Origin of the sequence: Streptomyces sp. NBC_00996 (assembly GCF_045162675.1) — a bacterium.
In the GTDB taxonomy this organism is placed as follows: Bacteria; Actinomycetota; Actinomycetes; order Streptomycetales; family Streptomycetaceae; genus Streptomyces.
This window is the reverse complement of sequence record NZ_CP108723.1, coordinates 5,853,013-5,872,954: the sequence shown is the minus strand read 5'-3', so window position 1 is coordinate 5,872,954 and position 19,942 is coordinate 5,853,013. Positions and strand designations below refer to the sequence as shown.

The 19,942-nt window shown below is 70.8% G+C and carries 18 protein-coding genes and 1 pseudogene; 9 read left to right on the top strand and 10 right to left on the bottom strand.

Annotated elements, in window-relative coordinates:
- The first annotated feature begins 73 nt into the window (after window positions 1-73).
- Together OG390_RS27650 and OG390_RS27645 are read left to right on the top strand one after the other, a co-directional pair.
- Entirely contained in the window at window positions 74-793 is a 720-nt protein-coding gene (locus OG390_RS27650) for a sulfite exporter TauE/SafE family protein (RefSeq protein WP_406171989.1), read from the top strand.
- Window positions 794-878: 85 nt separating this feature from the next.
- A complete protein-coding gene (locus OG390_RS27645; RefSeq protein ID WP_406171987.1) occupies window positions 879-1,394 on the top strand; it encodes a hypothetical protein in 516 nt (171 codons plus the stop codon).
- Between the two features lie 16 nt (window positions 1,395-1,410).
- On the opposite strand, the gene OG390_RS27640 is transcribed toward OG390_RS27645, so the two are convergent.
- The 3 genes from OG390_RS27640 to OG390_RS27630 form a co-directional block, all read right to left on the bottom strand.
- A complete protein-coding gene (locus tag OG390_RS27640; RefSeq protein WP_399075521.1) occupies window positions 1,411-2,070 on the bottom strand; it encodes a DUF5063 domain-containing protein in 660 nt (219 codons plus the stop codon).
- On the bottom strand, window positions 2,063-2,662 hold the full coding sequence (recR, locus tag OG390_RS27635) for a recombination mediator RecR (protein WP_399075523.1): 600 nt from the start codon (window positions 2,660-2,662) through the stop codon (window positions 2,063-2,065). Before recR ends, OG390_RS27640 begins: the two co-directional genes overlap by 8 nt.
- 78 nt (window positions 2,663-2,740) lie before the next feature.
- On the bottom strand, window positions 2,741-3,085 hold the full coding sequence (locus OG390_RS27630; protein WP_399076042.1) for a YbaB/EbfC family nucleoid-associated protein: 345 nt from the start codon (window positions 3,083-3,085) through the stop codon (window positions 2,741-2,743).
- A 278-nt stretch (window positions 3,086-3,363) separates the two neighbouring features.
- Here OG390_RS27630 and OG390_RS27625 point away from each other — a divergent pair, with 278 nt between their 5' ends.
- Complete coding sequence (locus OG390_RS27625) at window positions 3,364-4,104, top strand: SLATT domain-containing protein (protein ID WP_406171984.1); 741 nt, start codon at window positions 3,364-3,366, stop codon at window positions 4,102-4,104.
- A 298-nt stretch (window positions 4,105-4,402) separates the two neighbouring features.
- Here OG390_RS27625 and OG390_RS27620 read toward each other — a convergent pair.
- From OG390_RS27620 to OG390_RS27605, 4 genes and pseudogenes are all read right to left on the bottom strand, one after another.
- Window positions 4,403-5,301 (bottom strand): annotated as a pseudogene (locus OG390_RS27620) (substrate-binding domain-containing protein); the annotation flags it as partial.
- A gap of 128 nt (window positions 5,302-5,429) precedes the next feature.
- Window positions 5,430-7,388 (bottom strand): protein kinase domain-containing protein, encoded by a 1,959-nt coding sequence (locus OG390_RS27615; RefSeq protein ID WP_406171982.1) that lies wholly within the window; start codon window positions 7,386-7,388, stop codon window positions 5,430-5,432.
- Between the two features lie 80 nt (window positions 7,389-7,468).
- Window positions 7,469-7,969, bottom strand: a complete 501-nt coding sequence (locus OG390_RS27610) for a MarR family winged helix-turn-helix transcriptional regulator (RefSeq protein WP_406171981.1) — start codon at window positions 7,967-7,969, stop codon at window positions 7,469-7,471.
- Window positions 7,966-8,610 (bottom strand): type 1 glutamine amidotransferase family protein, encoded by a 645-nt coding sequence (locus tag OG390_RS27605; RefSeq protein ID WP_406171979.1) that lies wholly within the window; start codon window positions 8,608-8,610, stop codon window positions 7,966-7,968. The genes OG390_RS27610 and OG390_RS27605 overlap by 4 nt, the downstream gene beginning before the upstream one ends.
- Before the next feature lie 175 nt (window positions 8,611-8,785).
- Here OG390_RS27605 and OG390_RS27600 point away from each other — a divergent pair, with 175 nt between their 5' ends.
- The 3 genes from OG390_RS27600 to OG390_RS27590 all read left to right on the top strand — a co-directional run bounded on the left by OG390_RS27600 (window position 8,786) and on the right by OG390_RS27590 (window position 11,897).
- On the top strand, window positions 8,786-10,141 hold the full coding sequence (locus OG390_RS27600) for an aspartate aminotransferase family protein (RefSeq protein ID WP_406171977.1): 1,356 nt from the start codon (window positions 8,786-8,788) through the stop codon (window positions 10,139-10,141).
- 247 nt (window positions 10,142-10,388) lie between these two features.
- Entirely contained in the window at window positions 10,389-11,102 is a 714-nt protein-coding gene (locus OG390_RS27595) for a GntR family transcriptional regulator (RefSeq protein ID WP_406171975.1), read from the top strand.
- 144 nt (window positions 11,103-11,246) lie between these two features.
- Entirely contained in the window at window positions 11,247-11,897 is a 651-nt protein-coding gene (locus OG390_RS27590; protein ID WP_399075540.1) for a hypothetical protein, read from the top strand.
- 131 nt (window positions 11,898-12,028) lie between these two features.
- Here OG390_RS27590 and OG390_RS27585 read toward each other — a convergent pair whose 3' ends face one another.
- Both OG390_RS27585 and OG390_RS27580 read right to left on the bottom strand, forming a co-directional pair.
- On the bottom strand, window positions 12,029-13,846 hold the full coding sequence (locus OG390_RS27585) for a bifunctional metallophosphatase/5'-nucleotidase (RefSeq protein WP_406171973.1): 1,818 nt from the start codon (window positions 13,844-13,846) through the stop codon (window positions 12,029-12,031).
- A 255-nt stretch (window positions 13,847-14,101) separates the two neighbouring features.
- Complete coding sequence (locus OG390_RS27580; protein ID WP_406171971.1) at window positions 14,102-15,385, bottom strand: adenylosuccinate synthase; 1,284 nt, start codon at window positions 15,383-15,385, stop codon at window positions 14,102-14,104.
- A 191-nt stretch (window positions 15,386-15,576) separates the two neighbouring features.
- Here OG390_RS27580 and OG390_RS27575 point away from each other — a divergent pair, with 191 nt between their 5' ends.
- Window positions 15,577-16,431: a diacylglycerol kinase gene (locus OG390_RS27575; protein WP_406171969.1), complete on the top strand. Its 855-nt coding sequence runs from the start codon at window positions 15,577-15,579 to the stop codon at window positions 16,429-16,431.
- A gap of 209 nt (window positions 16,432-16,640) precedes the next feature.
- On the opposite strand, the gene OG390_RS27570 is transcribed toward OG390_RS27575, so the two are convergent.
- A complete protein-coding gene (locus OG390_RS27570) occupies window positions 16,641-17,150 on the bottom strand; it encodes a GbsR/MarR family transcriptional regulator (protein WP_406171968.1) in 510 nt (169 codons plus the stop codon).
- Window positions 17,151-17,253: 103 nt separating this feature from the next.
- Here OG390_RS27570 and OG390_RS27565 point away from each other — a divergent pair, with 103 nt between their 5' ends.
- Window positions 17,254-18,243 (top strand): ATP-binding cassette domain-containing protein, encoded by a 990-nt coding sequence (locus OG390_RS27565; RefSeq protein ID WP_406171966.1) that lies wholly within the window; start codon window positions 17,254-17,256, stop codon window positions 18,241-18,243.
- The gene (locus tag OG390_RS27560; protein ID WP_406171964.1) at window positions 18,240-19,853 is read left to right on the top strand and encodes an ABC transporter permease; all 1,614 of its coding nucleotides are present in this window, start codon (window positions 18,240-18,242) and stop codon (window positions 19,851-19,853) included. Before OG390_RS27565 ends, OG390_RS27560 begins: the two co-directional genes overlap by 4 nt.
- The last annotated feature ends 89 nt before the right edge of the window (window positions 19,854-19,942 follow it).

The following is a 19,942-nucleotide window of genomic DNA, read 5'->3' as shown; positions in this document are numbered from 1 at the left end:
CGCGTAGCGCGACGAGTCGGTCACAGAGGTTCGGGTCCGCGTGCGGGAGCGCGCCTGGGGGCAAAGGCCTTCCATGACAGGTGAGTTGCTGCTGGGTGTCATCGTGCTGGTGGGGTCCTGCGTGCAGTGGCTCACGGGGATGGGCTTCGCGCTCGTCGCGGTGCCCGCGCTGGTGTTGTTGCTCGGCCCGGCCGAAGGGGTCGTCCTCGCCAACTGCGCCGCCGGGGCGATCAGTGTCGTGGGGCTCGCGGGCGGGTGGCGCCGGGTACGGCCGCGCGCGATGGTGCCGCTGTGCGTGGCGGCGGCCTGCACGGTCCCGGCCGGTGCGTGGCTGGCCCGGCGACTGCCGGAGCCCGTGCTGCTGGTGCTCATGGGCGCGCTCGTGACCGTCGCCGTGGCGCTGGTCATGCGGGGCGCGAGGGTGCCCGCCCTGCGCGGGACCAAGGGCGCGGTGGCCGCGGGGGCGGCGGGCGGGTTCATGAACTCCGCGGCGGGGGTCGGCGGTCCGCCGGTTTCCCTGTACGCCGTCAACGCCGGTTGGACGGTACGGGAGTTCGTGCCGAACGCGCAGTTCTACGGGGTGGTGGTGAACGCGTTCTCGGTGGCCGCGAACGGGGTGCCCCATCTTGGCGGGATGCGTTGGGGGTTGACGGTGACGGGGATGGCGGTGGGCGCCCTGACGGGCCGGGCGCTCGCGCACCGCGTGTCCGAGAAGCGGGCCCGCATGCTGGTGTTGTCGCTGGCGTTGACCGGCGGGGTCACGACGCTGGGGAAGGGGTTGTGGGTGCTGTGAAGGCGGCGCGCGCATCCTCGGCGCATGGTCACCGCGGGCATCGACCACGGTGCCGACCAGGTCGACGGTCGCGAGGAGGATTGCAGTGCAGGACATGGAGGGCCCGGTGCGCCGCTGGTGGCCGGTCGCGGCCGCACTGGCAGTGGCGCTGATCGGTGGTCTGCTCCTGACCGGCCACATACTCCGACTCCGGTACGGAGACGCGGAGTTGACCGCGCTGCGCGACCACGGCCGGCACACGTCGGCCCATGCCACCCTCGCCACCACCTGCTCCACCGGAGGGCGCGGGACGAGCTGCGCCACGTCCTCCGTGTGGCTCGACTTCACGGATACCGCAGGCCGGCCCGTCGCCGAGCCCGAAGAGGCGATCGACGGCTCCCTCTATGTCCCGCACGGCCCCCGGGACGCCGAGGGCCGGGTGGCGACGACGGTCGTCTACAACCCGGCACACCCGGAACGGGCGCAGGCCGCCGGCGCCCTGAACCAGGGGGTTCTCGACCTGGTGACGCACCACTGGGTCGCACTGACCCTCGCGCTCGTCCTGCTCGGCGCGGGCATCAGCGGTGGCGTCGCCGCATGGCCGCAGCGCACCGGGAGATGAAGGCAGCAGGCAGGACCTACTTGACCGTACGCAGGCCCAGCGGCCCCGCGATCTCCTCCGCCATGACCTTGCCCGCCTCCTCCGCGAGGACTTCCTCGCCGAGGTCCTGGTCGGTGTCGAGGCCGTCGAGCTCCTCCAGGGGCTGGTTCAGCCGCACGTGAGCCACCACGGACTGCAGGGCGCGCAGGGTCGCGGAGGCGGTGGAGCCCCAGTTGGAGAAGTAGGAGAACTGCCACCACCAGAGGGCTTCCGTGGTGCGGCCCGCGCGGTAGTGGGCCATGCCGTGGCGGAGGTCGGTGATGACGTCGGCCAGGTCGTCGGAGATACGGGCCGGCACGGGGGCCTTGCGCGGCTCGTACGGGTCGAAGACCTCGGAGTAGACGTCGATCGGTTCCAGCATCACCGCCAGGCGCTCGCGGAGTTCGTCGACGTCCGGCTCGGGTCCCAGGTCGGGCTCGTAGCGCTCGTCGGGGACGATGTCCTCGTGCGCGCCGAGACGGCCGCCGGCCAGGAGAAGCTGGGAGACCTCCAGGAGGAGGAAGGGCACGGCCGAGTCCGGCTCGTCGCCCCTGGCCACCTCGGTGACGGCGACCAGGAAGCTCTCTACCTGGTCCGCGATCTGGACCACGAAGTCGTCGGGGTCCTGGCTGGTCGCGTGCAGCGTGGCGTCAGACATCTAGGAGTCGTCTCCCCTCGAAGGCGCGGCCGAGCGTGACCTCGTCCGCGTATTCCAGGTCGCCGCCCACAGGGAGGCCGCTGGCCAGGCGGGTGACCTTGAGGCCCATGGGCTTGATCATGCGGGCGAGGTACGTGGCCGTGGCCTCGCCTTCCAGGTTCGGGTCGGTGGCGAGGATCAGTTCCGTGACCGCGCCGTCGGCCAGGCGCGCGAGGAGTTCCCTTATCCGGAGGTCGTCCGGACCCACGCCCTCGATGGGGCTGATCGCCCCGCCCAGTACGTGGTACTTGCCGCGGAACTCGCGGGTGCGCTCGACCGCCACCACGTCCTTCGGTTCCTCCACCACGCAGATCACCGACAGGTCGCGGCGCGGGTCGCGGCAGATGTTGCACAGCTCCTCCTGCGCGACATTGCCGCAGGTCGCGCAGAAGCGGACCTTCGCCTTGACCTCCATGAGTGCCTGCGCGAGACGGCGGACGTCCGTCGGCTCGGCCTGCAGGATGTGGAAGGCGATCCGCTGCGCGCTCTTGGGACCGACGCCGGGCAGCCGCCCCAGTTCGTCGATGAGGTCCTGGACCACGCCTTCGTACAACGGACTGCCTTTCCCGGGTTCGTGGATCCTGCTTGGTCTTGTCGTCCTGGTGCGTACGGTAGTTGGCCGCCGCCGGTCTTAGAAAGGCAGGCCGGGGATGCCGCTGCCGCCGCCGAGGCCCTGGGCGAGCGGGCCGAGCTTCTGCTGCTGGAGCGCCTGCGCGTTCTCGTTCGCCGCCTGGACGGCCGCGACGATCAGATCGGCGAGGGTTTCCGTGTCCTCGGGGTCGACCGCCTTCGGGTCGATCACCAGGCCGCGGAGCTCGCCGGAGCCCGTCACGACCGCCTTCACCAGGCCGCCGCCCGCCTGGCCGTCGACCTCCATGCGCGCCAACTCCTCCTGCGCGTTCGCGAGGTCCTGTTGCATCTTCTGGGCCTGCTGGAGCAGCTGCTGCATATTGGGCTGGCCACCACCGGGAATCACGATCAGCTCCTGGTTCGTACGGCTTTCCGGCAGGGTTTTCCCGCCTGGCACGAGCCTACGTGCTTCAGTGGGCGATCGCTCCAGCACTCTTTCGAGTGAGACGATCTGGATTCCTATACTTGATCAAGGCCCCCTTCCGGGCGGAAAAGCGGTGAAACCCGGGCCATCGCCACCCATTGGGAGGTAGGAAGGGTGCGGCGCTTTGCCACCGCACGTCACGATGCATCACGCAGCGTCGTCAGTGCAGCGTCATCACCGTCGTCAGTAGGGAGTGCCGGGTGAGTCAACCGGAGATGCAGCCCGAGGGGCCGCCCCAGGACGGGCGGAGCGACGGGGCGGCGGAGCTGCGGCCGGGCGACCTGACGGGCCGGCCGTTTCCGCTCGGGGACTGGGGGGAGCCCGCGGAGCGGCTCCACGAGCTGTACCGGTGGGTGGAGCGCGGAGCGCTCGACACGGCTTCCTGGTATCTCACGGACCGGGTGTGGAAGCGGTGGGGGGCACGGGTGCTGCGGGGCGGGGCCGCGGCGGGGGCCGTGGCCGGGGCCGCGCTGCCGCTGCTCGACCTCACCGGGGTGGTGGGCGGGGTCGCCCCGTGGGGGTATCTGGCGTTGCTGCTCGGGGTCGCGTGCGTCGCGGGGGACCGGTTCTTCGGGGTGACCTCGGGGTGGATAAGGGATGTGGCCACGGCTCAGGCCGTGCAGCGGCGGCTGCAGGTGTTGCAGTTCGACTGGGCGTCCGAGTGTGTGCGGGAGGTTCTGGGGCCGGCGGAGGGGACGGCGAGTGAGGCCGCGGAGCGGTGTCTGGGGGTGTTGCGACGGTTCTCCGAGGATGTGACGGAGCTGGTGCGGGTCGAGACCGCGGACTGGATGGTTGAGTTCCGGACGGGGCCGGCGCCGCTGGGTATTCAATCCTCCCTGGCCGGTTCGCCCCGGCCCGAAGGAACCTCGCCCGGGCGGCTGCCGTTGCCTCCGGGGACCCGGCCCAACATGCCTCGGCAGCGGCCGCCGGAGCCTCGGTAGAAGCGCCGCCGGAGCCTCGACAGAAGCAGGGTTTCGCCCCCTGGGCCCCTATCTGTCCCGTACCTGGGGGCTCCGCCCCCAGACTCCCGTATCGCGCTTTGCGCTCGTCCTCACACGCCGGACGGGCCGAATGCCCCCGCGTGCGCCCTCGTCCACTGGGTGAACATGTGGGCGGGGCGGCCCAGGCGTTTCTGCACCTCCCATGCTTCCCTCGGAGCACCGGAGCACCGGAGTACCACCGAAGAAGACCCGGGGCACCGGAGTACGCGGACGTACGTCAGATCTGCGGGTCCGGGAACGCCACCGAGCCGTTCTTCGACTTCGCCCCGGCGGCGTCGAGTTCGCGCACCCCGGCGGTGCTGCCGTGCGGATCCACCGTGACGGTGGCGCCCACACAGTCCTTCTCGTACTTCTTGGCCAGCTCACGCATCACCGGTTCGAAGGCGGTCGAGCCGGTGACCGTCAGCGTGCCCTTCTCGCATCCGGCCGGGGGCGGGGTGTCGTCATGCAGCACGACGATCAGTGCGAGCGTGACGACGCACACGGTGAGCATCACGGTGATCAGCCGGGCCGCGCGGCTGAACAGCGGCGGCTGATCGTCGGGGGTCGTACTGCGGTTGGGGCTGACCTCGCCGTCCCGGATGCCGCCGATGAGCCGTACCGCGCTGCCCACATGGCCGCCCGACAGCAGCACGAGCAGCTTGAAGTGCTCGCCCCGGTTGAGCGGGACGCGCCGGATGCGCAGGGTGCCGCCTTCGTAGTCGAGGCCGGCGGACGGGGTGAAGTGGTCCATGAGGCGGTCGGTACCGGGCGACTGGGTCACCGACACACCGCGGATCGTGCGGTCCGCGAACACCGCCGTCAGACCGTGCAGTTCACGGCCCGTGCAGTCGTTGTCGGCGATGCTCTGCGAACCGTCGTTCTCGACCCGCAGCAGGACGAAGGTGGCGTCCGCCACGCCCGGCGCCTCGTCGAACCAGCCGAGCCGCACGTTCGCCCGCCCCGAGCTCACGTTCTCGCCGATCGGGTTGTCCATCTGGACGCGGTACCCGATCCTCCCCCACTGCCTTAAGGGCGTGGGAGGTGCCCCCAGCGCCGGGGCACCCGGCGCTCGTACCAGACCATTCCCGCGGAGGCCACGATGCCCACGACAGCGGTCGCCACGGCCACGACGTTCTCTGCGCTCAGCCACTCCACTTGAGCCACTCCCCCGAGCCTCACCGTGCGGTCACGGGACGACTCGGGCCGGAAACACCCGACATACGGGAAGTGAACTTCAACAGCCCTTCATTTCACACCGGTTGGCCACTGAAGCTGATCCTTCATCAGCCGCCCTTCGTGTACGTCAGCGCCTCGCCCGAGCCCTTGTTCACACGGCGCAGGCTGCCGTCCGAGAGGAGGGTGACCTCGGAGGCGGCGCCCGGTGAGCAGGAGGTGGCCGGCCCTTCTGTGACTTCGGAGGGGCCGATCTCCAGGGGGCCACCGGCGCTCGGGGCCTCGGCCAGCTCGGCCTGGAAGACGCAGTGGTAGGTGCCGCTGCCGGCCGGACCGTCCGCGATGAGCGAGAGCACCGTGTCGCCCACCTCGCCCTGCTGGAGGGTCAGTCGGCGGGTGTTGTGGCCGGTCGCGTTGTCGATGCTGGTGTTCCAGGTGCCGAGGAACGCCTCCGGGATTGTGCCGCCCTGGGATGCCGACGCGCTGGGCGACTCGGTCGTCGGGGACGGTTCCGATGTGGTCGGGCCGGGCGTCGTGGGCGCGCTGGGCGCGGGCGACGCCCCGGCGTTCTTGTTGTCCTCGTCGCTCCCGCTGCCCTTCATCAACGCGTACACACTGCCGCCCGCGCCGAGCGCGACGACCAGGGCCACGACGACCAGGGCGGCGGTGGAACGGCTGCTTCTGCGCGGGGGTTCCGGCTGCTGGGGAGCGACACCGGGACCGTACGGGGGTGTCGCGCCGCCCGGGCCGTACGGATGGGGGGCGACGCCCGGCCCGTACGGGGGTGTCGAGTACGGGCCCGGCTGCTGGGCCCAGCCCTGCTGGGGATAGCCGTACGCGGGGTGGGGCGTGCCCGGGCCGCTGGGCTGGGGGTGCTGCTGGGGGTAGCCGTACGCGGGGTGCGGGGTGGCGGGCGGCGCGGTCGGCGGAGGTGTGCGGCCGACGCCCGCGATCATCGTGGGGAGGTGGTTCACGGGAGCGGGCTGCCCGGGCGCGGGCGGGGTGGCGCCCTCCTCGGCCGGGGCGGGGGCATGTTCCGGGGAGGCCGGGGGCGGGGCGGACGGGGGCTTGGAGAGATCCGGGGCCGAAGCCGGGGGCGCCGGCGGCAGGGCCGGGGCGCTCGGCACCGGGGCCTGGCCCGACGCCTCGTCCGGGTTCTCGGTGTCCAGCAACTGCACCGCATGCCGCCCGAGTTGGGCGACCAGCGCACTCGGCAGCCACGGGTCGCGGGTGCGCCCGTCCGAGACGGTGTCCTCGGCGCCGGTACGCTCCAGAATCCGGTCGAGGGTGGGCCGGGCGGCGGGGTCCTTGCGCAGACACTCGCGCACGAGGTCGGCGAGGCCCTCGGGCAGCCCCTCCAGATCGGGCTCCTCCTGCGCGATGCGGAACATCATCGCGTGCACACCGCTGTTGGTCGACCCGAAGGGAAGGGTGCCGGTGGCGGCGTAGGCGAGGACCGAGCCGAGGCAGAAGACGTCGCAGGCGGGCGTGATGCGGTCACCGCGGACCTGCTCGGGGGCCATGAAACCGGGCGATCCGACGAGCGCGCCGGTGCGGGTGAGGCCGCCGTCGGTCACGGTCTCCAGGGCGCGCGCGATGCCGAAGTCGATGACGCGCGGCCCGTCGATGGTGACCAGCACATTGGACGGCTTGAGGTCACGGTGGATCAGCCCCGCGGCGTGGATGTCCCGCAGAGCGTGCGCCAGCCCGGCGGCGAGGATGCGGACGGAACGCTCGGGGAGCGCGCCGTGGTCGTGTCCGACGACGGCCTGCAGACTGGGCCCGGCGACGTAACCGGTGGCCACCCACGGGATCTCGGCCTCCGTGTCGGCGTCGAGAACGGGCGCCGTCCAGTACCCGCCCACGCGCCGCGCGGCCTGCACCTCCTGCCGGAAGCGCGCCCGGAACTCCTCCTGTTCGGCGAGTTCCTCGCGTACGAGTTTGACCGCGACAGTACGTCCCCGGTCGGACCGGGCGAGATACACGTGCCCCATCCCGCCGGCGCCGAGGCGCGCCAGCAGCCGATACGCCCCGATCCGCTGCGGATCCCCCGCCCCCAGCTTCTCCATGGCTGCGCCCACCCCTCCCCCGTATGTGTGCAACATCCCGAGGATACGGCGACCGTACGGGGAGGTGGATGGGGCGGTGTCTACGGTTCCGTAACAGCGGGTGCCGTTTCCGTAACCGGCGCCGCGCCCTCCGCGACCGGAGCCGTGAGCTCGTCGAGCACCGCGGACAGGCGCTCCAGCACGTGTACGGTCTCCGCGAGTTCGGTGTCTCCGAGGGCCTCGGCGAGGCGGTCGGCGAAGGCCGCGTGGCCGGGCCCGATCCCGGCGATCGCGGAGCGGCCCTCGTCCGTCGGGGACAGCAGCTTGGCACGGCGGTGGGCGGGGTTGGGCAGGTACTCCGCGAGCCCCTTGTCCACCAGGAGGTCGGCGATGCGCTGCACGCTCTGCCGGGTGATGCCCATGACGCGGGCGATCCCGGACACCGGCAGGGGCTCGCCGAGCACGGCGCCGAGCACCTGCCACCGGGCGGCGGTCAGCCCGGCAGGCTTGGCCAACTCCTCGGCGATGGACAGGATTTGACCGTTGAGCCGGAAGGCCGCGAGGGCGCTGCGGCTGAACAGGTCCTGACGCTCCCGGCTCACCGCGCGGCCTTTTCGAGGACGGCGCAGGCCGCCGCGTCGGAGTCGTGGAACAGCCGGTACCAGGCGTCCAGCACCTCGCCCTCGTACACGCCGAGCAGCCGGAAGACCTCGCGGGCGAAGGCGACGGGTTCGGTGGGACCGGCCGTGACGAGCTTTCCGTCGGTGACCGCGTCGGCGTCCACGTACCGCTCGCCGCCCGCGTACCCGGTGGCGGCGAGGTAGAGGGACACGGCGCTGGTGTGGTCGCGGTCGTCGAGCAGCCCTTCGCGGGCGAGCCCGGCCGTGGCCCCGCAGATCGCGGCGACGGGCACGTCGGCGTCGAGGAAGGCGTGGGCCTTGCGGGCGAAGGGAGCGAGGTCGTCGTCGCCCGCCGCGGTGGCGGCCGATGCCTCGGTCCAGAGGTCGGCGCCGGTGAGGATCAGCAGGGAGCTGTCCTCGGGGCGGAGGTCGTCGAGCGCGAGGTCGGGCTGGATACGGACCCCGCCGATGGTGGTGACCGGCTCCCGGGTGGGGCCCACCGTCCGGATCTCGTACCCGGCGCGGGCGAGATACGCGGTCGTGTGCCCCGTCTCCCAGTCGGCGAAGGTGTCGTAGACGGCGAGGTGGACGGGCTTGCGGCCGACAGGGGTGGCGGCGTCCATGGTTCCTCCTCGGACAGGCAGGCTTATGTAAGCATGCTGTCAATTGGACAGGATACTTACAAGCGCAGGGAAGGGAGGCTTGGCGGCCAAGCCCGACAGACTGTCGCGGAAAGCCCCCGACCACAGACAGGACGCCGATATCGCGTCCACCGCGTGGACATTTACGCTTCGGCGCATGACCCCTCAGCCCAACCCCCAGGTCGGCGCCGCCGTGAAGGCCGCGGACCGCGCGCACGTGTTCCATTCCTGGTCCGCGCAGGAGCTCATCGACCCGCTCGCCGTCGCCGGCGCGGAGGGGTCGTACTTCTGGGACTACGAAGGCAAGCGGTATCTGGACTTCACCAGCGGGCTCGTCTTCACCAACATCGGTTACCAGCACCCGAAGGTCGTCGCCGCGATCCAGGAGCAGGCCGCAACCCTGTCCACGTTCGCGCCCGCCTTCGCCGTCGAAGCGCGCTCGGAGGCGGCCCGGCTGATCGCCGAGCGGACCCCGGGCGACCTGGACAAGATCTTCTTCACCAACGGCGGCGCGGAGGCCGTCGAGAACGCCACGCGGATGGCCCGGCTGCACACCGGGCGGCCGAAGGTGCTCTCCGCGTACCGCTCGTACCACGGAGCCACCTCCACCGCGATCAACCTCACCGGTGACCCGCGGCGCTGGCCCAACGACATCGGCGCGGCGGGTGTCGTCCACTTCTGGGCGCCCTTCCTCTACCGCTCGCCCTTCCACTCGGGCACCGAGCAGCAGGAGTGCGAGCGGGCGCTGCAGCACCTTGAGGACACCATCGCCTTCGAGGGCCCGGGGACCATCGCGGCAGTGATCCTGGAGACGATTCCGGGCACGGCGGGGATCATGACGCCGCCGGCCGGCTATCTCGCGGGTGTCCGGGAGATCTGCGACCGGTACGGGATCGTCTTCGTCCTGGACGAGGTCATGGCCGGGTTCGGGCGTACCGGCAAGTGGTTCGCGGCGGACCACTTCGACGTGACGCCGGACCTGATGACCTTCGCGAAGGGCGTGAACTCCGGGTACGTGCCGCTCGGCGGTGTCGCGATCTCCGGTGCGATCGCGGAGACCTTCGCCCGTCGGCCCTATCCCGGTGGGCTCACGTACTCCGGGCACCCGCTGGCCTGTGCTGCCGCTGTCGCCACCATCAACGTGATGGAGGAGGAGGACATCGTCGGGCAGGCCGCGCGGATCGGTGAGACCGTCATCGGCCCCGGGCTGCGTGATCTCGCCGAGCGGCACCCCAGTGTCGGTGAAGTGCGCGGCACGGGCGTCTTCTGGGCCCTGGAGCTGGTGAAGGACCGGGAGACCCGGGAGCCGCTGGTTCCGTACAACGCGGCGGGTGAGGCGAACGCTCCCATGGCCGCGTTCGGCGCCGCCGCGAAGGCGCAGGGTCTGTGGCCCTTCATCAACATGAACCGCACCCATGTCGTGCCGCCGTGCAACATCACGGAGGCCGAGGCCAAGGAGGGCCTGGCGGCGCTGGACGCGGCGCTGGCAGTGGCGGACGAACACACGGCATGAGGCCGTAGGGGTCTTCGCCCCCCTCCGCCCCCACCCGTCCCGTACCTGGGGCTGCGTCTCCCGGACCCCCTGGGATCGTCTTTCGGGTGCGGGCGGGTGGGGGCTTGCCGCGCAGTTCCCCGCGCCCCTTACGGGGCCGGGAGGGGCGCGAAACCCGTCCCCCACCCCCCACCGCGTATGGTGGCGTGCTCGGAGTGATACGCGAGTAGACCGACCACGTACCCACGCGATGGGGGAGCGAGACACCATGCCCGGCAGCGGCAGCAATGGGGCCGTCACCCGCAGCACCCTGCGGCAGCAGATCGCGGACGCGCTCCGCGACGAGGTGCTCGCAGGCCGTCTCCAGCCGGGCCAGGAGTTCACGGTGAAGGAGATCGCCGAGCAGTACGGCGTCTCCGCGACCCCCGTCCGTGAGGCCCTGGTCGACCTGTCGGCCCAGGGCCTGCTGGAAGCGGACCAGCACCGCGGCTTCCACGTGCACGAGTACTCGGCGGCCGACCACCGCGGCATGATCGAGGCCCGCAGCCTGGTCACCGACGGCATGTTCCACAGCCTCGTCGCCGGCGGCATGCAGCAGCTCAACGCCGGCCGCGCCGCCGTCGCCCTCGCCGGCGTCCGCCGCCGCGGCGAGGAGGCTCAGCGCGCCGCCACCGCCGGCGACCTGAACATCCTCATCGGCTACGACCTCCGGTTCTGGCGCGAGCTCAGCGGCCTCTTCGGCAACCCCTACCTCACGGACTTCCTGCACCGTCTGCGCGTCCAGTCCTGGGTCTGCACGGTCCAGCACCTGCGCCGGGTCGAGGACCTGAAGGGCTACCTGTGGTCCGGCCACACGGAGCTCGTGGACGCGCTGGCCCGCCGCGACCCGGAGGCGGCCCGGGCGATCGTCTCGGCGTACAACGCGCACTCGCTCGCCCTGATCGAGCGCCTGGACACAGGTTCCGGCCCGTCCGGAGTTTGAGGACCAGCTCTCCGGGCGATCGGGGGTTCGAGAGGGGCCGGCCCCCGCGAACCCGACGAGTTGTGCACCGGTCCTTCCCAAGGCCGCCGCGCGCACTACGCTGCCCTGACCACCCTGCACCCAAGGAGCAAGAGGAGCCGTCTGTTGGCCTGTGACCTGTGGTTGGTCCCGCTCGTCGACGTGCTGTGCCACACCCCCGACAACCCCTTCGCCGAGGAACTCGCCCTCTACGACAAGGTGCTGGGCGAGGCCGGACTTCCGCCGGTCCCGGTGTACGCGTACATGCCGGGCCTCTCCGGTGATGTGGCCCCGGTGGCGGGCTTCGACTACGACGCGTTGCACTTCCTGCGCCGTGCGTACCTCCTCCAGATGTGCGGGCTCGCGGTGACGCCGGTGGACGAACTGGGCGGCGACTACGAGCAGCTGCTCGAGATGTTCGAGTCGAACGCCCAGCAGTCGCACCTGGTCTGGCACTACGACCACGCGGGTGCGTACGTCCCCGTCGACTTCCCGCACCCTCTCGCCAACGACGAACTCCTCGCGGGCGGCGGCCCCCTGGGCTCCTCCCAGACCCTCCTGCGCGAACTCGAATTCGTCGCCCCGTCGATCGGCATCGACCCGGCGAACCCGCCCGCCGCCCCCCAGCCCCCCATGGCCCCCACGGAGCTGGAGGAACCGGCCGCCCCCGCCCCCTACGACGCCAGCCCCTTCGCCCGCGAACGTCACGTCTGGCTGGGCCTGCACGCCGCCGCGACCCGGAGCCTCGCCCAGGGCTCGATGATCATCTTCAGCTGACCGGGAGACGCGGGGCGGAGCCGCAGGTGGCCCACCCCGCACCGTCCGCCGTCGTCAGCGCCGTCACGCCAGCACCCCGGTGGCACGAGGCCCTTCTGCCGGTGGCGCCAACTCGTAGGCCAGGTACGTCTCTAGAACACCGCCGTCCCGTCCTGCGTCAGCTTCCAGTTGGCCACGGCGAAGTCGGCGGGGTTCAGCGTGCCCTTGGACGTCACGTAGTCGATCATCAGCTGGCGGATCTCGTTCGTCGAGCTGTACGCGATGTCGGCCGAGGCGATGTGCGGATAGCCGCTGCCGCCATTGGCACGGTAGTTGTTGACGGCGACGACGAAGACCTGGTCGTCGGCGACCGCGGTGCCGTTGTAGGTGAGGTTCTTGATCCTCGAGCCCTCGGCCTGGGCGATGTCGATGTCGTACGAGACACCGGCGGCGGTGTCGTACATGTAGTCCCAGAAGTTGTTGGCGTTCGTCAGCGTCGCGGTGTCGGCCTTCGTACCGCTCGGCACCCGGTGGTAGTACTTCGCCGCGTACTCCAGGTAGTCCTTGAGCTGCGCGCCCGTGAGCTTTTTGCCGTACAGGGTGTTGTCGTAGATGTAGAGCCCCGCGACATCGCGGATGGTGACGTCGCCCTGGGGGATGTCGGCGGTACGGCTGAAGGGCGCGGCGACGGAGATGAGCGGGAGGGCCGCGTCGGCCGTGGACAGGCCGGAGGCCACCGTCGCCATCTGGACCTGGTGGATGAAGTCCATGACCGGGACGTCCTTCCAGCAGGCCTCGGCTGCGGAGAGGTCCGCGGTGCACGTGCCCACCGGCGTGTTGACGTACTTCACCACGAGGTCGTGGTCGGCCTTGAGGAGCTCGGTGATCTCCGCGTCCTCCTCGACCGTGTTGCTGTTGAGGGTCTGCGCCTTGGTGCTGGTCACCTTCCACTGACCGTGGACGAGTTCGAGCTCGAAGTCGAAGACGGTCAGGCGCATGCCGTAGCAGTACGGCTCGGAGAGGACGACGTCCTTGCCGGTCTCGGTGTTCGTCACCGTGTAGGACGAGACCTCGGTGTGGGTGTGGCCCACGAGGATCGCGTCGATGCCGGGGACCTGCTCGGCCACGAGGTTCGACGCGTTCTCGATGTAAGGGAGTTCGGTGCCGTAGGAGGAAGAGCCGTCGAGCCCGGAGTGGTCGGTCAGAAACACGACGTCGCAGCCGAGGGCGCGCAGGCGCGGGACGTACTTCTCGGCCTGCTCCACGAGTCCGGTGAACGCCATCTTCCCGGAGACGTTGTCCTTGTCCCACAGGGCGATTCCGGGGTTCGTCAGCCCGAGAATGCCGACCTTGATGTCGGGAGCGCCGGGTACGCAGATGCGCTTCACGGTGTACGGCAGGAACGCGGGCCGGAGGGTCTTCGCGTCGAGCGCGTTGGCGCCGAGCAGCGGGAAGTGGCACTGCTTCTCGAACGTGCGGAGCGTCTCGATGCCGTAGTTGAACTCGTGGTTGCCGAGCGCGGCGGCGTCGTACCGCATGGCGTTCATGGCGATCGCCATCGGGTGCTTGGGCCCCTTGTGACCGTCGGTGCCGGTGATCGGGGCGACGCGCGCGTAGTAGTACGCCAGTGAGGTGCCCTGGATGATGTCGCCCGCGTCGACCAGCAGGACACGGTGCTCGCCCTTGGCGGCCCGCTGCTGCTTGATGAGGGTGGCCACACGGGCGACGCCGACCGAGTTGCCCTTGCTGTCCTTGTACGCGGCGTCCGTGTAGTAGTCCCAGTCGAAGACATGGCTGTGCAGGTCGGTGGTGCCGAGGATGGAGAACGACCAGGTGCGCGGCGCCTTTTCGGGGCGCCGGTCGGCGGCTCGGGCGGGCGCCGCGGCGGCCGTCCCCGCGACGGCCACGGCCGCACCGGTGACGGCCGACTTCTTCACGAACTCCCGGCGGTTCAAGGGGTTCACGGGCATACGGGACTCCTGGGACTGGGGCGGCGAGGGCAGGTGAACGGACTGTGCGAGCCGTACGGGGACTACACGCGTAGATCGTGGTCGCACCTCGTCCTTGCCGAAACCAGGAACAGCCCATGTCCCGGTCAAGGATGGGCATGGCACGACAACGCCCCCGGGTCGGCCGAAGCCTTACCGGGGGCGCGTCCAAGAGCCTTGTGGCCCTACGAGTTGATCAGAAGCCGTACTCGACCGACGAGTTGCTCAAGAGCCTTGTCAGATGAACGAGTTGATCTCGATCGTCTCGTCACGGCCCGGGCCGACACCGATCGCGGAGATCGGCGCGCCGGACATGTCCTCAAGGGCCTTGACGTACGCCTGGGCGTTCTTGGGGAGGTCCGCGAAGGTCTTGGCCTTCGTGATGTCCTCCGACCAGCCCGGGAGCGTCTCGTAGATCGGCTTCGCGTGGTGGAAGTCGGTCTGGGAGTACGGGAGCTCCTCGACGCGCTTGCCGTCGATCTCGTACGCCACGCAGACCGGGATCTCCTCCCAGCCGGTGAGCACGTCCAGCTTGGTGAGGAAGAAGTCGGTCAGACCGTTCACGCGGGTCGCGTAGCGGGCGATGACCGCGTCGAACCAGCCGCAGCGCCGGTCACGGCCGGTGGTCACACCGCGCTCGCCGCCGATGCGCCGCAGCGCCTCGCCGTCCTCGTCGAAGAGCTCGGTCGGGAACGGGCCCGAGCCGACACGGGTCGTGTACGCCTTGAGGATGCCGATGACCCGGCTGATCTTCGTGGGGCCGACGCCCGCACCGGTGCAGGCACCACCGGCGGTCGGGTTGCTGGACGTCACGAAGGGGTACGTGCCGTGGTCGATGTCGAGGAGCGTGCCCTGGCCGCCCTCGAAGAGCACGACCTTGTCCCGCTCAAGGGCCTGGTTGAGGACCAGGACGGTGTCCGCGACGTACGGCTTGAGCCGGTCCGCGTAGCTCAGCAGCTCCTCGACGACCTGGCCGGCCTCGATGGCGCGCCGGTTGTAGAGCTTGGTGAGCAGCTGATTCTTGACCTCGAGGGCCGCTTCGACCTTCTGCGTCAGGATCGACTCGTCGTACAGGTCCTGGATGCGGATGCCGACCCGGTTGATCTTGTCCGCGTACGTCGGCCCGATGCCGCGCCCGGTCGTCCCGATCTTCCGCTTCCCGAGGAAGCGCTCGGTGACCTTGTCCACCGTCACGTTGTACGGCGTGATGATGTGCGCGTTTCCGCTGATCAGGAGCTTGGAGGTGTCGACGCCGCGCTCGTTGAGCCCGTTCAGCTCGGAGAACAGGACCGAGGGGTCGACGACGACTCCATTTCCGATCACCGGAGTGCACTCCGGCGTGAGGATTCCGGAAGGGAGGAGGTGGAGGGCATACTTCTGATCACCCACGACTACCGTGTGGCCGGCGTTGTTGCCGCCCTGGTAGCGCACCACATAGTCCACGGATCCACCGAGCAGGTCGGTGGCCTTTCCCTTGCCTTCGTCACCCCACTGAGCACCGAGCAGCACAAGTGCGGGCACAGGCGTACACCCCTTCCGGGCGGGGCATGTCCAAGGTCGGGGACGTACGCGGCTGGTTTTCGATACGGCTGCGTACGCCGGCGACCTCCTTTGGCCGCGACCGTCGGACCGGATGCCCCGGAATAGACGAAGCCCCTGGCGCAATAGCGCAAGGGGCTCTTGCACCAAGATGCTACCCGAGGAAGCGAGGCATGACCGAGGTGGCGGCTTCCGACCAGCTTCTGGTGGTCATCGACCCGGTCGCCCGACGGACGGACGGCGAGTCTGTACGGATCGCGAAAGACGTGCTCAGCGCGGGTGCGGCGACAAAAGTGTGCCTCCCCGAGGGGCCCGAGGAATTCGCCCGGGCACTGGCCCGTCGGGGGTCGCGGAGGCCCGTCGTCGTCGGCGACGACCGGGCTCTGCTGCGGGCGGTGTCCCTTTTGCACCGTCAGCGGGAGCTCGCCGCCTGTGCGCTGTCGCTGGTGCCGGTGGGGGGCGTGCTCTCGCTGGCGTGGTCGCTGGGGGTGCCCGCGGGGGCCGTGGCGGCGGCCCGGGCGGTGCTCGACGGGGCCGAGCGGCGGATGGATCTGCTCGTCGACGACAGCGACGGGGTGGTGCTGGGAGCGCTGCGGATCCCCTCGCTGCCCTCCCCCGCCCCTGTGCCGCCCCCCTTCGACGGCGATGCCGGGGCCCACCCTTGGCTGCGCACCTGCCAGTCCCTCGTCAGGACCCTCGTGACCCGGCCCCCACGGCCGGCGTCCGTGCCCGGGCCCGGCCCCTCCCGGCTCCGCGTCGAGGTCGACGGCGTCACGGTCGTCGACCTCGACCAGCCCGTGGAGACGGTGTGCGTGACGCCGGGCTTCCCCGCGGGCGGTGCGGAGGTCGAGGTCCGGCCGGTGTCCGTGGGCGCGGAGGCGTCGCCCCTCCGGGCCGTGGGGCGCCGGGTCACCGTCTCCGGGGCCGATTTCCGGTACCGGGCGGACTCAGTGGTGGGCGGGCCCGTACGGACTCGGACGTGGACGGTGCGGGAGGCGGCCTGGGGGTTGACGTTGCCGCTCAGGTGACGGCGGGAGTGTGCCGCCCCCTCCACCCCTGCCCGTCCCGTACTGGTCTTTCGGCTGCGGGCCGGTGAGGGTTTGTCGCGCGGCTCCCCGTGCCCCGTCGGGCGGGCGGGGCGGTGACACCTACGGCCCCGCACTTGCGGCCCTTCCGCTCGGACGTGACGGGCCGCAGAAGGTCCGCATTCACCGACGCAGCATTTCGGCGGGGGCCCTCAGCCCTCGCCGAAGTGCTGTTCCCGATACACCCGCCACCGCTCCATCATCTGCGCGATCTCCCCGTCGACGAACTCGAAGAAGGCCAGCGTCTCGGCGAGACGCCGACCGGCGGGCGTCTCCCGGCCCAGGCTCTCGACCCCCTCGCGCAGGGCGTACTCCCAGCGCTTGAGCACCGCTTCGCGGTTGGTCAACGCCTCGTACCACTGATTGCTGTGCACCCGATAGCGCTCGCGCCGCGACCCGGGTTCCCGCTCGCGCGAGACCATGTGCTGCTGCGCGAGATAGCGCACCGCGCCGGACACCGCGGCCGGGCTGATCTGCAGTTGCTCGCCGAGCTCGGCGGAGGTCAGCGTGCCGGTGTCGGAGGCGAGCAGCGCCCCGAAGACGCGTGCCGGCATCCGCTGCATCCCGGCCTCGACGAGCTGCGCCGCGAAGCTCTCGACGAACTTCGAGACCGCCTCCGGATCACGCTCCGCCGCACCGGACCCCGCTGTCGTCTCCGTCATCCCTGGATCATCTCCCGTGCTCGCGCGCCATCCTCAAGTGTATCCGGCGTTTACGCCCTTCCTTAACTTCACAAATTTGTGAATATAGCGTACGTTCTGAACCATGACGAAGGCAATCACCGTCTCCGGACTGCACAAGTCGTTCGGCAAGACGCACGCGCTGGACGGCCTCGACCTGGACGTCGAGACCGGTGAGGTGCACGGCTTCCTCGGCCCGAACGGCGCCGGGAAGTCCACCACCATCCGGGTCCTGCTGGGCCTGCTGCGCGCCGACTCCGGCGCCGCCCAGATGCTGGGCAGGGACCCCTGGGCGGACGCGGTGGAACTGCACCGCCGGGTCGCGTACGTCCCCGGCGACGTGACGCTGTGGCGCAACCTCTCCGGCGGCGAGGTCATCGACCTGTACGGGCGACTGCATGACGGGGGCCGCGCGATGGGGGTCCCCCCAGGCTTTCGGCTCTGGGGGAGCGTCAGGCAGGGTGGTGGCGGGCGACGGGCGGGCGGACTCGACAAGGCGCGCCGGGCCGACCTGATCGAGCGGTTCGAACTCGACCCCACCAAGAAGGGACGCACGTACTCGAAGGGCAACCGCCAAAAGGTCGCCCTCGTCGCCGCCTTCGCCTCGGACGTCGACCTGCTGATCCTGGACGAGCCCACCTCGGGCCTCGACCCACTGATGGAGGAGGTCTTCCAGCGCTGCGTCGAGGAGGAACGGGACCGCGGCCGCACGATCCTGTTGTCGAGTCACATCCTCAGCGAGGTGGAGGAGCTCTGCGACCGGGTCAGCATCATCCGCAAGGGCCGGACCGTCGAGAGCGGCTCGCTCGCCGACCTGCGCCACCTCACCCGCACGAGCGTCACCGCCGAACTCGCGGGCGCCCCCAACGGTTTGGCGCACCTGCCCGGCGTCCACGACCTCGACATACGGGGAAAGCGGGTGAAGCTCCAGGTCGACACGGACAAGCTGGACGCCGTACTGCGCTCGCTGACCGACTCCGGCGTACGGTCACTGACGTCGACGCCACCGACGCTGGAGGAGCTCTTCCTGCGGCACTACCAGGAGGATGTCCGCACGGACGCGATGGCGCGATGACCGCCACGACTGCCGCGACGTATGCGGTAGGGGCCGGCAAGTCCCGTCAACTGGCCGGAACCGGCACGCTCCTGAGGTTCGCGCTGCGCCGCGACCGGCTGATGATGCCGCTCTGGGTCGGCGTGATCGGCCTGTTGGTCCTCTCCATGCCGAACTCGCTGAAGACCATCTACGGCACCCCGGCCGAACGCGCCGACGTGGCACGGCAGATGCTCACCAACAGCTCCCTGCGCGCCACCTACGGGCCGGTGTTCAGCGACTCGCTCGGTGGACTCACCGCCTGGCGCATCGGCGGCTACGCCGGGGTGTTCGCCGGAGTCATGAGCCTGCTCATCGTCGTCCGGCACACCCGCGACGAGGAGGAGAGCGGGCGCCAGGAACTCATCTCCTCGGCGATGGTCGGGCGCCGGGCGCCGCTGACCGCCGCGCTGCTGGCGGCCCTCGTCGCGAACGGCGTCCTCGCGCTGCTCATCGCGGGCGGGCTCGCGGGGCAGGGCGGCGCCGGGGCACTGGCGCTGGGACTCGCCGTCGCCGGGGTCGGGATGGTCTTCGCCACGATGGCGGCGATCGTCGCCCAGCTGACGGAGAGCGCGCGGCTCGCGAAGGGGCTGACGGGCGGGCTGCTCGGCGCGGCCTTCGTCCTGAAGGCGGCGGGCGACTCGGCGACGAACGACGGTTCGTCGCCCCTGACCTGGATCTCCCCGATCGGCTGGCTGGAGGAGTTGAGGTCCTTCGCGGACGAACGCTGGTGGGTACTGCTGCCGTTCATCACGGCGGTCGCTGTGCAGGGCGCGGTCGCCTACGAACTCGCCGGGCGGCGCGACGTCGGCATGAGCTTCCTGCCGACGCGGCCGGGTCCCGCATCCGGGCGCCTCGGTACGGCCGGGGCGCTGGCCTGGCGGTTGCAGCGGGGCGTCGTGCTCGGCTGGAGCCTCGGGTTCCTGGCCGCCGGGGCCGCGTTCGGCGGGATGACGAAGGGCGCCTCGGACCTTGTCGGGAACAACGACAAGACCCGCGAGATCATCGAGCGGGTGGGCGGGCAGACCGGGATCACGGACGCGTTCCTCGCGACGATGGTGGGGATGCTGGGCATGGTCGCCGCACTGTTCGTGGTGTCCTCCGTGCTGCGGCTGCACGGCGAGGAGACCTCGCAGCGGGCCGAGCCGGTGCTGGCGAACGCGGTGGGGCGGCTGCGCTGGGCCTGCGGCCATCTCGTCATCGCCTTCGGCGGCGCGGTCCTCATCATGCTGCTCGGCGGGCTCGGCCTGGGCCTCGGCTACGGCGCCGAACTCGGGACCGTCCTCGCGGCCTGCCTCGTCCAGGTCCCCGCCATCTGGACCCTGGGCGCCCTGGCCGTCCTCCTGTACGGCCTCTCCGCCCAGTGGGCGCCGGGAGCCTGGGCCGCAGCAGGCCTCGCCCTCCTCCTCGGCTGGATCGGCCCCGCCCTGAACGTCCCCCGCACCGTCATGAACCTCTCCCCCTTCGGCCACCTCCCGAAGCTGCCCGGCGGCGACATGACCTGGACGCCGGTGCTCTTCCTCACGGGGATCGCGGCGGTCCTGACTGCGGCGGGGTTGGCCGCGTTGCGGCGGCGGGATCTGAGTACGTGAGGGGACAGGGGCGGGGGGGGGGTGGAGGTGGGGTGGGTTTTCGCCCCCTCCACCCCCACCCCGCCCCGTAGCGGCTTTCGGCTGCGAGT

Coding starts and splice junctions, on each gene's coding strand:
- OG390_RS27650 (WP_406171989.1), top strand. CDS start 74: ATGACAGGTGAGTTGCTGCTGGGTGTCATCGTGCTGGTGGGGTCCTGC.
- OG390_RS27640 (WP_399075521.1), bottom strand. CDS start 2,070: ATGTCTGACGCCACGCTGCACGCGACCAGCCAGGACCCCGACGACTTC.
- OG390_RS27615 (WP_406171982.1), bottom strand. CDS start 7,388: ATGGAGAAGCTGGGGGCGGGGGATCCGCAGCGGATCGGGGCGTATCGG.
- OG390_RS27605 (WP_406171979.1), bottom strand. CDS start 8,610: ATGGACGCCGCCACCCCTGTCGGCCGCAAGCCCGTCCACCTCGCCGTC.
- OG390_RS27600 (WP_406171977.1), top strand. CDS start 8,786: ATGACCCCTCAGCCCAACCCCCAGGTCGGCGCCGCCGTGAAGGCCGCG.
- OG390_RS27595 (WP_406171975.1), top strand. CDS start 10,389: ATGCCCGGCAGCGGCAGCAATGGGGCCGTCACCCGCAGCACCCTGCGG.
- OG390_RS27585 (WP_406171973.1), bottom strand. CDS start 13,846: ATGCCCGTGAACCCCTTGAACCGCCGGGAGTTCGTGAAGAAGTCGGCC.
- OG390_RS27575 (WP_406171969.1), top strand. CDS start 15,577: ATGACCGAGGTGGCGGCTTCCGACCAGCTTCTGGTGGTCATCGACCCG.
- OG390_RS27570 (WP_406171968.1), bottom strand. CDS start 17,150: ATGACGGAGACGACAGCGGGGTCCGGTGCGGCGGAGCGTGATCCGGAG.
- OG390_RS27565 (WP_406171966.1), top strand. CDS start 17,254: ATGACGAAGGCAATCACCGTCTCCGGACTGCACAAGTCGTTCGGCAAG.
- OG390_RS27560 (WP_406171964.1), top strand. CDS start 18,240: ATGACCGCCACGACTGCCGCGACGTATGCGGTAGGGGCCGGCAAGTCC.